The organism is Staphylococcus agnetis (assembly GCF_002901865.1).
In the GTDB taxonomy this organism is placed as follows: domain Bacteria; phylum Bacillota; class Bacilli; order Staphylococcales; family Staphylococcaceae; genus Staphylococcus; species Staphylococcus agnetis.
Map to the genome: position 1 here is coordinate 1 of NZ_PPQF01000042.1, position 15,481 is coordinate 15,481.

The 15,481-nt window shown below is 36.7% G+C and carries 17 protein-coding genes; 5 read left to right on the forward strand and 12 right to left on the reverse strand.

The window, feature by feature from the left end:
* Positions 1-286: 286 nt before the first annotated feature.
* Genes CD172_RS06855 through CD172_RS06875 form a run of 6 tightly spaced genes read right to left on the reverse strand, consistent with a single transcriptional unit; the run spans position 287 to position 4,527 of the window.
* On the reverse strand, positions 287-1,291 hold the full coding sequence (locus CD172_RS06855; protein ID WP_103345890.1) for a 5-oxoprolinase subunit C family protein: 1,005 nt from the start codon (positions 1,289-1,291) through the stop codon (positions 287-289).
* The gene (locus tag CD172_RS06860) at positions 1,288-1,971 is read right to left on the reverse strand and encodes a 5-oxoprolinase subunit B family protein (protein WP_037566480.1); all 684 of its coding nucleotides are present in this window, start codon (positions 1,969-1,971) and stop codon (positions 1,288-1,290) included. The genes CD172_RS06855 and CD172_RS06860 overlap by 4 nt, the downstream gene beginning before the upstream one ends.
* 17 nt (positions 1,972-1,988) lie before the next feature.
* Positions 1,989-2,192 (reverse strand): hypothetical protein, encoded by a 204-nt coding sequence (locus CD172_RS12610; protein WP_085622134.1) that lies wholly within the window; start codon positions 2,190-2,192, stop codon positions 1,989-1,991.
* A gap of 12 nt (positions 2,193-2,204) precedes the next feature.
* The gene (locus CD172_RS06865) at positions 2,205-2,813 is read right to left on the reverse strand and encodes an aminotransferase class IV (protein ID WP_103345891.1); all 609 of its coding nucleotides are present in this window, start codon (positions 2,811-2,813) and stop codon (positions 2,205-2,207) included.
* Positions 2,814-2,816: 3 nt separating this feature from the next.
* Positions 2,817-3,950, reverse strand: coding sequence for an aminodeoxychorismate synthase component I (gene pabB / locus CD172_RS06870; RefSeq protein WP_103345892.1), 1,134 nt, complete (start codon positions 3,948-3,950; stop codon positions 2,817-2,819).
* The gene (locus CD172_RS06875; RefSeq protein WP_103345893.1) at positions 3,934-4,527 is read right to left on the reverse strand and encodes an anthranilate synthase component II; all 594 of its coding nucleotides are present in this window, start codon (positions 4,525-4,527) and stop codon (positions 3,934-3,936) included. The genes pabB and CD172_RS06875 overlap by 17 nt, the downstream gene beginning before the upstream one ends.
* Before the next feature lie 456 nt (positions 4,528-4,983).
* On the opposite strand from CD172_RS06875, the gene queC reads away from it, so the two are divergent.
* From queC to CD172_RS06900, 5 genes are all read left to right on the forward strand, one after another.
* Positions 4,984-5,652: a 7-cyano-7-deazaguanine synthase QueC gene (gene queC / locus CD172_RS06880; RefSeq protein WP_103345894.1), complete on the forward strand. Its 669-nt coding sequence runs from the start codon at positions 4,984-4,986 to the stop codon at positions 5,650-5,652.
* Positions 5,652-6,083 carry a 6-carboxytetrahydropterin synthase QueD gene (queD, locus tag CD172_RS06885; RefSeq protein WP_037566473.1) on the forward strand — a complete coding sequence of 144 codons (432 nt, stop codon included), beginning with the start codon at positions 5,652-5,654 and terminating at the stop codon, positions 6,081-6,083. The genes queC and queD overlap by 1 nt, the downstream gene beginning before the upstream one ends.
* Positions 6,076-6,789, forward strand: coding sequence for a 7-carboxy-7-deazaguanine synthase QueE (queE, locus tag CD172_RS06890; protein WP_103345895.1), 714 nt, complete (start codon positions 6,076-6,078; stop codon positions 6,787-6,789). Before queD ends, queE begins: the two co-directional genes overlap by 8 nt.
* A gap of 99 nt (positions 6,790-6,888) precedes the next feature.
* The gene (locus CD172_RS06895) at positions 6,889-7,476 is read left to right on the forward strand and encodes a hypothetical protein (RefSeq protein WP_103345896.1); all 588 of its coding nucleotides are present in this window, start codon (positions 6,889-6,891) and stop codon (positions 7,474-7,476) included.
* Between the two features lie 76 nt (positions 7,477-7,552).
* Positions 7,553-7,810 (forward strand): GlsB/YeaQ/YmgE family stress response membrane protein, encoded by a 258-nt coding sequence (locus CD172_RS06900; protein ID WP_037566470.1) that lies wholly within the window; start codon positions 7,553-7,555, stop codon positions 7,808-7,810.
* 431 nt (positions 7,811-8,241) lie between these two features.
* Here CD172_RS06900 and CD172_RS06905 read toward each other — a convergent pair whose 3' ends face one another.
* From CD172_RS06905 to ybaK, 6 genes are all read right to left on the reverse strand, one after another.
* Complete coding sequence (locus CD172_RS06905; RefSeq protein ID WP_103345897.1) at positions 8,242-9,207, reverse strand: glycosyltransferase family 2 protein; 966 nt, start codon at positions 9,205-9,207, stop codon at positions 8,242-8,244.
* Positions 9,208-9,487: 280 nt separating this feature from the next.
* Positions 9,488-10,849, reverse strand: coding sequence for a hemolysin family protein (locus tag CD172_RS06910; protein WP_085622138.1), 1,362 nt, complete (start codon positions 10,847-10,849; stop codon positions 9,488-9,490).
* Between the two features lie 407 nt (positions 10,850-11,256).
* Positions 11,257-13,170 (reverse strand): PTS fructose transporter subunit IIABC, encoded by a 1,914-nt coding sequence (locus tag CD172_RS06915; protein WP_103345898.1) that lies wholly within the window; start codon positions 13,168-13,170, stop codon positions 11,257-11,259.
* 1 nt (position 13,171) lies between these two features.
* Positions 13,172-14,095, reverse strand: a complete 924-nt coding sequence (gene pfkB, locus CD172_RS06920; RefSeq protein WP_060552423.1) for a 1-phosphofructokinase — start codon at positions 14,093-14,095, stop codon at positions 13,172-13,174.
* Entirely contained in the window at positions 14,092-14,847 is a 756-nt protein-coding gene (locus tag CD172_RS06925) for a DeoR/GlpR family DNA-binding transcription regulator (protein WP_037566461.1), read from the reverse strand. The genes pfkB and CD172_RS06925 overlap by 4 nt, the downstream gene beginning before the upstream one ends.
* Positions 14,848-15,001: 154 nt before the next feature.
* Positions 15,002-15,463, reverse strand: coding sequence for a Cys-tRNA(Pro) deacylase (gene ybaK / locus CD172_RS06930; RefSeq protein WP_103345929.1), 462 nt, complete (start codon positions 15,461-15,463; stop codon positions 15,002-15,004).
* Positions 15,464-15,481: the final 18 nt, after the last annotated feature.

Here is a 15,481-nt window from a genome sequence, read left to right on the forward strand (position 1 = left end):
TCAAAATTAAAATCATCTTGTATTTATACGTAGTTCATAACCCCTTAACAATGGTGTCTATTTATTCAATAACATTCATTATAACGGCTATAGTATGATTTGTACTCGGCCTACAGTTGTAGAAAATTAAAACGCAACCATAGCAACCTATAACATCATCGTTTCATTCTAATTACTGTAAAGATAGACGTCACTTTGGGATTCATTTGTTAAATTATAAATAAAAAGGTAAAGAAATGGTATGCGCGACCTTCCTTTACCTTTCCTCTTATTCACACTATAGTATTTATTTTAACATTTCACTTTGCATACGATATTCAATACCATGGAACAACTGTTTAATCCATTTGTGATATTTAACGAGGTTTTGTTCAGCTTGAAGAACATCTATGAATTGGAACTTAATTTTAGAGCCCTGTCTTTTTTGGGCGATTTTCGTGAGATGGTACGTTGCAATAGTACCTATTTGAGGGTAACTTCCTAAAGTGTAATGATCATTTAACAATACGATAGGTGACCCATCTTTTTTTACTTGAATCGTGCCACGTTTTACAGAACGATGTGGTGGAAACCCCTTATAATACGCTTTAATGGGTGCACCTTCTAAAACAATGCCCATACGATTCGCTTTACTTGTCACACGATATTCACCGCGGGTAAATTGCGTTAAAATCTTGTCATCAAAGTCCTCAGTCCCTTTATTAGGAATAACATGCACGACATCTGAAAGGTAATTAAATGAGAGTGCATACCCATCAACTCCCCAATCCGTATGTCTTGTTACTTCAAGGTTTTCAAATAATTTATGATGACGCTCATTATAATCACGCTTCATTTGAATTTCGTCACCGTCTTTTAACGTATGGCCATGGAAGCCACCCATTTGAGAAATGATGTCCGTTGAAGTGGAGCCTAGCCATTGATCTACTTCATAGCCACCTGCGACAGCCATATAGACACGCGCACCACGTTTGATATGATCAAAAGACAACACATCGCCTTTATTCATTAAATATAACGTATTAATTTTGACGCGCATATCTTGTGTTTGCGCAATAGCTTGTGCGCCTGATAGCGCGATTAATGTAGGTTCTGTAAAACGAATACGTGCCATTTGATTCGTCATTTCAAGTGTCGCTTCATTTTTATCATTCCCCACTAGTCGGTTCGCGATTTCATGTGCGAGCACATCTAACGCACCACTTCGAATGACACCTAAATGTTCATATCCCACACGTCCAAAATCTTGAAAGCTTGAAAATAAGCCGCCTTCTTCTATGATGATTGTCATCGTGCCCCACCTCTTTCTTCGGCATCATAAAATTTAACGTGATCACCAATTGACATGAGTACCATATCCTCGCGATGAACATCAAAGAGTTTTAAAGGTGTATAGCCTATCACGAGCCAATCTTCATAAGTATCCGTCGTAGTAATACCACATTTTTTATTCTCTAATATGACAGAACCAGCCGGTATATATTGTTTTTCTTTAGCTGTATGATTAACAGCAAGTGCTTCTGGTAATCCTGATAAATATGGAAAACCTGGCGAAAAGCCCATCATAGATACGAAATATTCGGGCGCAGTATGCTGTTGAATATACGTTTCACGTGTAATACCAAGCTCTTCTAAAATCGAGTCAAAATCCGGACCATACTCTCCTCCATAATAGATGGGCACTCTAATACAATGACGCTTTTCATCCCAAGTTTTATGACTTAAGTCAATCTTTTCTATTAAAGATTTCATATGTAAAAATGGCGAAGTTACATTTAAATGTTTCATCATTTGTCTTGCGTCATATGAGATAAGCATGTCTGTTTCAGTTGGAACGATTTCCGTAATAAATGGATAGTTTTGTTCCAATAAATATTGGCGTAACACTAATAAACGCTCTGTCGCTTCGGGTGTCAGTGCACCTTTTAATGAAACGACAATCGCTTGATCGCCTTGGCTATAAACCTTCATGATATTCACTCCAGTAATTATTTATAGAATAACTTTAAAATAAACATGAGCCATTTCAAAATCGCTTTTACAAAATGGTATATTAAAACACCTTGCATACAGAGCACTAATATAAGCCACAGATACGCAAGCCATTCTAATTGTCGATTTAATAATTGATGATTCATCCATTGCCCTAACCACAACAAACTGATAATACATAATAGATATAAAAGTATCACACAGCTCACCTTCTAAATGTCACTCAGTTGTACAGGTACCCAACCTCTCAAACTGTTTATCATCCATAGTTTACCACCTTGATGTAGAAATTGCTTTAATGAATGGATATCCAATAATTTTGTTGTTATTTGACCTTCATCAAGTAATGATTGGCGCATACATCCACGAAGAAAATCATTTTCATAAGGTGGCGTGTAATAAAGCCCTTCATATTCAACGACGACATTACCAATATCAAATTCTAAAATTTTTTCATTGTCATTATAAAGTAAAATTAATTGTGTCTCATGTGTATGTTTTAAATAGTCGCGTTCTGTCGTTTTATATATTCTTTGCCACATTGGTGTCGAATGCGCCACTTTTTTTAAGCGCGCTGACATCACAGTGGTGTCGGGTAAAGGGGCATACGCTTCATGAATCCTCCCCTTATCATCGACGATTATTTTAACGCGATATGTGCCGACTTGAAACTTTTCTTGAAAGCGGTATATACATTTGGACCATGCCGCTTCATTAAATTCAAAGTTCAAATCAGTACATGCTTGCTTAATACGATTTCGGTGGTACGCTTCTCGCAAAATATGACCTTGTTCTAAACGCATCGTTTCAAATAGCTCCATCGCTTATCCCTCTAATATTTTAGTTTTATCCTTAAACTCTGCATATTCCATATCAACATCGGAATCAATTGTTATTCCTGCACCCACCCCATAGATGGCTTTCTGATTAACATACTGTACCGTACGTATTGGAACGTTAAAAACAGCACGTCCATCAGGCAAGCAAAGGCCTAGTGCCCCACAGTAAATATGTCTAGGTGCATCTTCTAATTCATCTATGATACGCATCGTATTCACTTTAGGGGCACCTGTAATTGAGCCACATGGAAACAACGCACGTAGCATATCATTTAACGTAACTGTCTCGTCTACATCTCCCGTCACCATTGATGTCATTTGAAAAACGGTAGGGTAGCGTTCCACATCAAACAACCTTGGCACACGAATTGTACCCGGCGTCGCAATACGTGTAATATCATTTCGTAATAAATCTACAATCATAACATTCTCAGCACGGTCTTTTGGCGAGGTCTGTAATGTGGTTTCATTATGTAAATCATCATGTTGCGTCGCTCCTCGTGGCATTGTTCCTTTCATAGGTTTACTAACAATTGTTCGTGTTGCGTCTTGAAAAGGTCCAACTTGGAAAAATAATTCTGGTGAAATAGAAGCAATTTTTAACGCTTCAGTATCTATCATAGCCGTATAGTGCCCATTCATTTTAGATGTCAGTTTCGCATATAATGATTGAATCGTCATGGATTGAGATGCTTCTAATCGCGTCGTATAATTCACTTGATACGTTTCACCTTCTATGATTTCTTGATGAATACGTTTAATTTGATTTTGAATATGCGTTTTTGTTTCTGTAAAGGTGAAATTCATTGCGTTTGGAACATCTCTCGTCACGTCAGACTTACCATGTACTGGGTTGGTATAGACATAACAAGCGGCATAAATCCCATCTTCTGGCTTTTTCACTTTAAAATTGTTGTTATAGTAACTTGCGGCTTCGTAGGGTAAATAAATCACAACATAATATCCCGCTTTTTGATATGTTTCAGCTTCGCTAATGACATTTCCAACTTCTGAGAGGTCCCTAGCGATAGAATGATAAAAACAGTTGTCAAATATGTACTGTAATTGTTCCGTCTCATATGGGTTAGCGTAATATTGAAAATTAAATGTGGCAACCATGTTTTAAACCTACCTTACTAAAGAAGTTGTTCATTTGAGTGCAGCCATATTCTGACAAAATAGATTCGGGATGATATTGCACCCCATAAATAGGTAAATGATCATGTTTAATACCTAACACAATGCCGTCGTCATTTTTCGCTGTTATCGTTAAAGGATTATGCAATGTTGCGATATCTACCATTAAAGAGTGGTAACGCATCACCTTAAACGGAGAAGGCAGCCCTTCATATAAATCACTTTGATTGTGATACATCGTTGTTGTATGTCCATGGATAGGCCAAGGAGCTTTAATGATGTGACACCCGTAAAATGCTGCAATCAGTTGAAATCCTAGGCATACCCCGAGTATGGGACATTGTTGTTCAAAATGCTTTAAAACATCAAACAATATTGGATAATCTTTCGGAGTGCCAGGTCCAGGGGAAATCACAATGGCTTCAGGTTGCATGCGTTGAAGTGTATCGATGTTTACATCATGAATATCAATAACTTCAACATGGCATGATGTCGCTTGATATATTAAATCAACAACATTATATGTAAACGAATCTTTATTATCTATCATTACTATCATGTTAATTCGCCTCATTTTTCTATAATAAATCTATTATCACAGATGTGAGAGTGATTGACAAAGGGGTTATCAAATTTTCATCTTGCTTTCTCTTAATAAATGTATTAAAGTATGGAACGTAACTAAAAGACAGAGGTTCCTAGCAATTAACCCTCTATAAAAAACTAGACACCTTTTCGTGATGTGAAATGATATCATCACATGATTTGGTCTAGTCCTGTCTGTCTTTTCAAATAAGAAGACAGGCTTTTTTTATGGACGAAGAGAGAAGGCAACTTGGATTGAAGTCCACACCCTTCTCATATACTACAATGAGTTTAAACATGATACAACGTCTCCCCCTTTAATATACGTTTAAAATTCGCTGCGTATAATAAGATAGAAAACCACTTCGATGCTAAACTCAATTGTGTTGATAACATTTATAGGAGCTTCTCTAAAAAGGAGCGGTTTTTTATGTCTGACGTGCTTCAAAATGAAAAAGCACTTGTCGTTTTTAGTGGAGGTCAAGATAGTACCACTTGCCTCTTTTATGCGACAGCACATTTTAAAGAAGTTGAACTTGTCACTTTTGAATACGGACAACGCCATGCCCAAGAAATTGAAGTCGCAAAAAAGATTGCGGCTGAACAAGGATTGAAACATCACGTTCTAGATATGTCACTTTTAAGTCAACTTTCACCTAATGCATTAACTTCTCACGATATGACGATAGATACAACGGATGGTGTGCCTAACACTTTTGTTCCAGCACGTAACCTACTTTTCTTATCTTTTGCAGGTGCACTTGCCTATCAAATTAATGCAAAGCATATCATCACTGGTGTATGTGAAACTGACTTTTCTGGCTATCCAGATTGTAGAGATGCATTTATAAAATCTATGAATGTGACGATGAATCTCGCTATGGATAAAGACTTTGTCATACACACCCCACTCATGTGGTTAAATAAAAAAGAAACTTGGGCTTTAAGCGATGAACTTGGCGCATTGGATTATATTCGAACACAAACTTTAACATGCTATAACGGTGTGATTGCTGATGGATGTGGTGAATGTCCTGCATGTCTATTAAGACAAAAAGGCTTAGAAGCCTATTTAAACGAGAAAGGAGTGCAATCATAATGCTACATCAAATGTATCCCCAAGTCTCTCACAATTATATTTATGAACTGAATAAAGATTTTAACTTTTCAGCAGCACATGCCATTTGTGATAAACGTGCTGGAAAATGCGAGCGTGTCCATGGTCATACGTATTTTGTGAATTTAACTATTGCTGGTGATGTACTCGATGATTTAGGATTTCTCGTTAATTTCAGCACGTTAAAACAATTGGTACACGATCAATTCGATCATCATTTATTAAATGATTTACCACTTTTTAAAGGGAAGTCGCCTTCTACTGAAATTGTTGCCGAAACGATTTACGGTATTGTCTCATCACATTTAGCAACCCTTCCACATCAACCGCAATGTGTACAAGTATTTTTAAGAGAAACGCCTTCGAGTTATGTCGTTTACCGACCAAAGAAGAAGGAGACACCACATGGTTAAAATACCTGTATTAGAAATATTTGGCCCTACGATTCAAGGTGAAGGCCGCGTCATTGGACGAAAAACGATGTTTGTACGAACGGCTGGATGTGATTTCAGATGTAGTTGGTGTGATTCTAAATTCACATGGGACGGTAGTGCAAAAGATGAAATTCGGATGATGACACCCGAAGCGATTTTACATGAACTTAAAGCCATTGGCGGTAATCAATTTAATCATGTGACAATATCTGGTGGTAATCCCGCCTTAATTAAAGGCATTCAAGCACTCGTCGATTTATTTCAATCTCAAGACATTCAAACGGCACTGGAAACGCAAGGAAGTAAATATCAACCTTGGATGCGTCAAATTAATGATTTAACAGTATCACCAAAACCACCAAGTTCAGGTATGAAACAAAATTTAGATATTTTAGATTCAGTCATTGACCAATGTATACCTGAAACGATGAACTTAAAAGTTGTTATTTTTAATGATGACGATTACCATTTCGCTCAGACAATACATCACCGTTATCCTCACCTGCCATTTTATTTACAAGTTGGTAATCCTTATTTAGAAACTGACGTAGACCATCATACGGATAAATTACTTGCTCGATATAAAACTTTAATTGATCGTGTCATGACAGACCCGTCAATGAACAATGTATTCGTATTACCTCAACTACATACGTTACTATGGAGCAATAAAAAAGGCGTATAAATTATAAGAAATTAAATAAATAAAAAAGGACCATTTCACATGCTATCTCAACATCTTATTGTTATAATGAAAAGATGAACTAAAAGATAGGAGAATACAATGGTCCTTTTTGTTATATTGAATATTGTAGTCGTCGGCATTATTTTAATGTTCGATTTATATAAAAACCAATTTCAGTCATTTAGATTTAGTAGCGCATTGTTAGCGATTGCAATCAATAGTTTTTTAAATCAAATACTATTAGGGAAAGTTACCTTTATCTCCTTAGCTGCAATGTTCATGTATATTGCTTGGACCATCATTCATTTTTATGTTGATCGTCAAGAGACACCGTTTAAAGTGTATAAACAAAAATTTCTGTTGGCGATTTTTACAATTATGGTAAGCATGACATTATTAATTACCTACCAAACTGGTGATGAATCGTACTATATGTCCGTGCCATTTGCAGCACCGACCATTTTTATATTCGGGGGCATTTTGTTTTTTTCGAGTTCTTTTCATTCACCTTACTTTCAAAACTTTTATAAAAGAATTAAAGTTAAAAATCCTCTATGGATTGGTACTTTTTTTATGATACTCGGACTTACCGTCCTATCCTTATTGACACCGCAATGGTATGTCATTTTAACCATCCATTTTTGCTTTTTTGTCCTTATCACTTTAGAAAAATTATACAAAATTTAAAAATTGATGATTAGATTTTGTTTAAACGTGGTATATGTATCAAGACAATAGCTTAGGCATAAAGGAGGTTTTTTAAATGGGCTTTATTTTAATGTTAATCGTAGGTGGACTTATCGGCTGGGCAGCCGGTGCAATCCTAGGTAAAGATATTCCTGGTGGTATTATTGGTAACATTATCGCTGGTCTTGTTGGTTCAGCGTTAGGTACAGCGTTACTTGGTCATTGGGGTCCATCTTTAGGTGGCGTATACATTTTACCAGCTTTAATTGGTTCAATTATTCTTATCGTACTTATTTCTTTAATTTTAGGCGCTTTACGTGGTAAAAAACGCTAGAATTTAAATTTTTTAAGATGATTAATGACAAACTTTGCTTACTAAAAGCAAGTTTGTCTTTTTTTATTCATATATCATTGGTAATGTTCCATATTGCAAACGATAGCGATGCATCGCTTTATACTTAAAATCTCATACAACTATGAGTGGAGTGATTAATCATTTCAATTTCGACTCTTCCTAACGCTCGCTTTTCTAGTCGAATCACCTCAAAAGTTTCAGCAAAGGAAACAATTAAAGTAAAGTTTTCATTGACGATGCTTCTCCTCATATAAAAAGCCCCTATAAAGTTTTCACTTTTTAAGTGTCTACTTTATAGGGAGCGTAAAAAGAATGAATTTTATTGGCTAAGTTGATTTACAGGATTGTTACGTCCCAATCCCTATTGAGTATAGAATAATATCCGATACTTAAAGTTTTTTTCATTGCTATTATTCGTGATCATGTGTCATTTTTGGAGGTTGTAGGTTTGAAGTTTGAACGATATATTTGGGTCTTCGTTTCACTTCGTAATAGATGCGACCGATATATTCACCAATAACCCCTATCGATATCAGTTGAATGCCTCCGATAAATAATACTGCTGCAATGATAGTAAAATATCCTGGTACGGATACACCATGTGTAATGGTATCAAACAATAAATACGCCACATAAAGCATACTCATCATAAAGATAATGAAACCTAAATAAATCATCGTACGCAAAGGCTTATTATTAAATGAAATTAAACCATCAATCGCGTAATTCAGTAGACTACCAAAAGACCATTTTGATTCTCCAGCTTCACGTTCTACATTTTTATACGTGATGACTTTTGTATTATAACCAATCCATGCAAATAATCCTTTTGAAAAACGATTATATTCACTTAAACTCACAAGTGATTGGACCGCACGCTGACTGAGTAATCTAAAATCACCCACACCATCTTCTAAGTGGATTTCTTCAACAAAATAATTAATCATTTTGTAGTAAATACGTGTCATGAATTTACGAGGAGCATTTTCACCTTCACGATTACGTTTGGCGATCACTTGGTCGTATCCTTCACGATACATATCGACCATTTGAGGAATGAGTTCAGGCGGATGTTGTAAATCGGCATCAATCATGACCACGGCATCACAGTCTGTACTATGTTCAAATCCAGCAATCATGGCAGATTCTTTACCGAAGTTACGACTAAAAGAAAGATATTTTACTTTAGCATTAGACGCTGCAGCATTTTGTAGAATTTCAATTGTATTGTCTTTACTTCCATCATCAACAAACAAGACATCATAATCAAATGACTTTAACTTAGAGGCTTCATCTAAAATTGACGTTAATTTAGTAATGGTTTCTTTTATTATTTCCGTCTCGTTATAACAAGGTACGATGACTCTCAATTTCATTATAGTGCACCTACTTATCTCCACTTTATTTTTTTATAAGCGTACAAAACAATCAACGCTGTTTGCGTATCACAATGCGCTGATATTTTAACATATTTAACTAAAAAATGTTGTCACTCTTCCTTTAACTATACCAATATAAGTACTCTGACATCTAGCGAAAAGTGAACATTTGATATGATTCAACCATTTTTATATTACATTCGCTTAGAGCATTAAGAAAAGAAAACGGACACTTACTTATACATCATATAGATAAGCAAACATGTCCGTTTTTTTATTATTTATCTTGAGCGTTTTCTAGTGTCTCGTCGTCTTCATCACCAATGCGATGACGCTCTTCATGACATTCATAACGTAATAATACACTGATAATTTGATGGTTTTCAATTTCGGAAACAATCCATCGATCATATTGCGTATCAATATAGTCGTCTTGTTCAAGCTCTGTATTTTGAGATTGTAACCAACCACCGATAGTATCAATATCATCTGAATCTTCAAACGCTATTCCATATTCTTCTTCAAGATCACGTAATAATACACGTCCATTAATTTGATATGTGTTGTCATCCAATTTGACAATATCATTGACTTCATCATCATCAAATTCATCTCTAATTTCGCCTACAATTTCTTCAAGGATATCTTCCATAGTTAATATCCCAGCTGTACCGCCATACTCATCAATGATTAAACTGATATGAACATGTTCACGTTGCATTCGTATCAATGCATCGCTAATTCTTGTCGTCTCTGAAATCATCGGCAACTCATGAATATAGTTCCCTATTTTAATCGGTGTGCCCGAAGCATATTCTGTTAAAAATTCCTTTACATTGATAAACCCTTTAATATGGTCTTTATCTCCATCTTCAGTAATTGGATAACGTGTAAATTGATGTTCTTTTATCGTTTCGAGTAATTCATCAACATTAAACGGTTCATTTAATGTGATCATTTGTGTTCTCGGTACCATAATATCTTTAGCATGACGTTCATCAAATGAAAATATATTTTGCATATATGCAAGTTCTGTTTGGTTGATTTCGCCACCATGATAACTATTATTCATAATGATTTTTAGTTCTTCTTCAGACATCGCTTCGTTACCTGCATTAGGGTCTGCACCGAATAAACGAATAATCAAGCGTGCAGAACCATTCATTAGCCAAATTAATGGTTTCATGATTAAACCAAAAATGTAAAGTGGACGCGCATACAATAACGCAATATTTTCTGTATACTGAATTGCGAGTGTTTTAGGTGCAAGTTCTCCGACGACCACATGGATATAGGTTACGATGATAAATGCTGTCACAATCGAGATGGTTGCGACTAATGCATTCGGTAAATGTAATAATTCGATGACAGGATGTAAAATACGTTCAAATAAAGGTTCACCTAACCATCCTAATCCAAGCGACGTCACTGTAATACCCAATTGACATGCAGATAAATAATAGTCTAGATTTGAAATCATTTTTTTCACAACTCTTGCATTGCCGTTACCTTCAGCAATGAGTTGTTCCACACGTGAAGCACGCACTTTTACTAACGCAAACTCCGAACCCACGAATACTGTGGTTAATGCAATTAATGCTACAAATATTGTTAAATATAATATGGTCGTACTATCCAATTAGTTCCCTTATAGAAAGGGATTCACCTCCGTTATTTTGCATCGCTCATGTAAGGCGATGACATCAAAAATTTAATTCGTTGTGCTAGTGCCGTTCTTGATGTTAAATCCTTCCCATTGAGCTCCCTCCAGACGCAAAAATATTAATTTTATCATAGCATAATTCTTAGTGAAATTATACTATAAATACTCACCCTGACAACCTAATTCAAGTGAAGATTGTGTTGGGTTTTATCGATTTTAAAATATTGTTTTTCAGGTAAAAAATGAACACGTAACTATAAAAATATGTGATCTAAAGATAAAAAACCCCCAAGTGTCATATCCATGAGCCTTGGAGGTTGAATGTAATGTCAAACTTCGTGTCTTAACTACTAAATTGTGATACTATCATGCAAATGTGATATTTATTTCGTAGCTTGAACTGTCTCAGTATTCTTTTTTAACATACCATAAAGCACAGCACTTACGAGCGCACCGATTAAGATTGCTATGATTGTAAATAGCGCATGACTGATATCTGTGCCGAAAATAACAACTAAACCACCATGTGGTGCTTGAATACGTGAACCAAATAATAATGCTAATCCACCGGCAATACCTGAGCCAAACATCATGGATGGGATCACACGTAACGGATCTGCTGCAGCAAATGGAATCGCACCTTCAGTAATAAATGATGCGCCCATCACAAAGTTCGGAATAATAGAGCCACGTTGTGCTCTCGTGAATTTTCTTTTAAAGATAATCATGGCAAAGGCAATTGCGATAGGTGGTACCATACCGCCAACCATGGCTGCAGTAATCGGTGCAGCGTTTCCTGCTGTTAACGCAGCCGTACTAAAGACATATGCTGCTTTATTGAATGGACCACCCATATCGATAGCCATCATCGCGCCAATTACAATACCTAAAATAACAATGTTAGAACCTGAGAGTCCGTTAAGTCCATTTTGAAGTGCTTCATTTAACCATGCTGCAGGCGTATTAAATACATAAATCATTAATAAGCCTGTAATAAGAACGGAGAAAATCGGATAAATTAATGTCGGTTTTAAACCTTCTAACATCGGTGGGAAATTTTTCGTTAATGCTTTAATCCCTTGCGTTAAATAACCTGCTAAGAAACCGGCAATAATCCCACCGATAAATCCAGAACCACCTGTCACAGCTAACATACCACCCACTAAACCAGCAGCAAAACCTGGTTTATCTGCGATACTTCGTGCAATGTATCCAGCTAAAATAGGTACAATAAGGGCAAAGGCACTTTTATTCCCTATTTCCCATAACGTTGCCGCAAATGGATGATAGTCCGAGCTTTTTGGATCAAACGCGTTTGGTCCGATCATAAATACAATAGCCATTAATATACCACCCGCGATGACAAGCGGTAACATATTTGAAACACCATTCATTAAATGTTTATAAATCGTTTTACCTATTCCTAATTTTTCTTCTTTTGACTCAGAGTTGTCATGACGCCCTTCTGCTACGAAAGGTTTTCTATTTGAATCCATGGCGCTTTGAATCAACGCTTCAGGACGCTTAATGCCATCTGCTACTGGAACTTGAACGACATTTTTACCATCAAAACGATTCATTTCCACGTGAACATCGGCAGCAACAATGATTCCAGTTGCACGCGCAATATCTTCATCAGTTAATTTATTTTTAATACCACCTGCACCGTTCGTTTCAACTTTCATTTTAACGCCCATTTGATCTGCCTGTTTCTTCAATGCATCGCGTGCCATAAATGTGTGCGCGATACCTGTTGGACAAGCTGTCACCGCTAAAACATAAGGTTCGTCATTGTTTGAGGGTGCCACTGTTTCTTGAATATCACTATTTTCATCTGTTGCTTCATCATCTGCTTCATTAATAATCGCCAACACTTCTTCAGGCGTAGTTGCGTCTAACAAACGGGCACGAACTGCCTCATCCATTAAAATACCTGACAATTTTGCCAATGCATCCAAATGTGTTTGTGCGCCTGTTTCTGGTGCTGCAATCATAAAGAATAAATGTGCGGGCTGCATATCTAAACTGTCATAATCGATACCCGCTTTCGATTTACCAAATGCAATGGCCGGTTGTGCTACAGCTGCAACTTTAGCGTGAGGTATCGCAATACCTTCTCCAATTCCAGTTGAACTTTGACGTTCGCGATTTTCAATCCCTTCAATAAATGCTGAGACATCATTTAATTTTCCAGCCTTGTCGAGTTGCGATGCAAGTTCCTTAATCGCACTCTTTTTATCTGTTGCTGTTAAGTCCATCGCAATGGTTTCTTTCGTGAGTAACTCTGTAATTCTCATGTTACCCCTCCTTATTTAATGGTGTCACTGACACGCTTGATTGTAATGATTGTATTGCTTCACGTTCTGCCAAATCATCGTTGAATGCGGTCGCTGAGCCTGCTGCGATAGCCAGTTCTAATTGCGCTTCGATTGAAAGTGATAATGATAAACCTGCAAGCATACCTGCAACCGTACTATCCCCAGCACCTACCGTATTCACCACGGTCCCTTTCGGCGCTAATATTTTATATGCACAGTGTTGATCAACATAAATCGCACCGTCTCCTCCAAGTGAAACGAGCACGGTTTGTGCACCTTTATGAAGAAGTTTTGTAGCATAGTGAATCACTTCTTGATCAGTAGTGATTTGTGTATGAAACATCTCTTCAAGTTCATGTTGATTTGGTTTAATAAGTAAAGGATGATACGGTAATATTCCTTCCATCAATCCTTTTTCAGCATCTACAACAAGTCTTGCTCCTGTTTGTTCTACAACTTTAGCAATCTCCGCATACGTTGATTGCGGCAAGCTACTTGGCACACTGCCGGCTAAAACAACGATATCGTTTTCTGTTGTTTGAGCGATACGATTAAGTAAATCTTGAAAATGGTGTTGTGTTATATGTGGACCAGGCGCATTAATTTCTGTCTCATCGTCACTTTTCAGCTTGATATTAATGCGTGTATCTTCATCTACCTCAGTAAACTGCGTTGGAATACCTGACGTTTCTAATTGTGTTTGAACAAATCGGCCTGGAAATCCACCAATAAACCCTAACGCAACGGAAGGAACGTTGAGTGTATTTAAAACTCTTGATACATTAATCCCTTTGCCACCTGCAAATTTAGCCGTTGCGGTTGAACGATTTAATTTACCAGTGTGGTAGTCGTCTAGAAAGACAATATAATCAATTGATGGGTTCAAAGTCACTGTATATATCATTCTGCTCCTCCTAAAAATTCATATTTGGCTTTAAAACGATTGAGATCAATCGTATCCATCGCCTTTTGGGACGTGATAATAATTGGTTCGTCTTGCGTATAAATTCGTGCAAAGTAACTTTGATGAAATTTAGATGCATCAGCGAGAATATATGTCTGTAACCCTTGTTTCATCGCATTTTCTTTCATTAATGCTTCTTGTTCATCAGGTGTAGTGAACCCTGCATCACAATCAATGCCATTGATACCTAAAAAAACTTTATTAAATGAATAATGCTTTAAGCTGTCGGCGGCTCTTACACCTACAACTGCCATTGTTGTCGTTTTAATTGTTCCTCCGACAACTATTGGACGCAAACCTTTTTTAATCAGTGCATCGACATGAGGTAGACCATTAGTGACTACAGTCACATCTTGCGCATCAATATACGCAATCATCTCTAACGTTGTAGAACCTGCATCAATATAAATACTATCGCCATCTTTAATCATTGATGCTGCTTGTTTAGCAATGTGTATTTTTTCATCAATATGTTGCGTTCGCTTTGTATCTAATGCAAGTTCATGTTGTACTTGACTCAGTTTAGCCCCACCATGAACACGAATTAAAACACCTTCATCTTGTAGCTTCGTTAAATCCCGACGAATGGTAGACGCGCTACACCCTGTGTACTCCATTAAATGTTGTAATGATAAAAAGTGATGTTGTGTAAGTGCAGCAATAATCATCTCATGACGTTTTTCAGTTAACATGCCTCCACCTCATTTCTCTTACAGTATAATGAATGCGTTTCCAAAAATCAATCATTTTCTTTCACAAACAATCATAAACAATCATAAAATGATATAAAAATGACACATGTTGGGCGATTTCATTGCGAAACCACTACATGTGTCAAATTATTACTCAATTATTTGCGATTGAAATGTGTGCACATTGTGCATTTACAATGGTTGCGAGCGTCTTTGGCGCAACGCCTATTTGGACGCCACGTTGACCCCCACTAACATATATGACATCTTGTGAAAATGCTGTAAGATCGATAATTGTCGGAAACAATCGCTTCATTCCTAAAGGCGAGCACCCTCCACGAATATAACCCGTTACACGTTTTAAATCATCAAGAGGCATTAATTGTAATTTCTTTTGACGAAATTGTTGCGCTGCATATTTTAAATCGAGTTGCGCACTCACAGGGATGACACAAACAAAATGGTCGCGCTTCTCATTTTCTAAGACTAGTGTTTTAAAAACTTGGTGAGGGGGCACACCGATTTTTGATGACACCATTTCCCCATCCATATGTGCCTCACTCACTTCAAATGCGCGTACATCATACGTTACCTTGTGCTTATCTAAGAGTCGCATTGCATTCGTTTTTTTCAC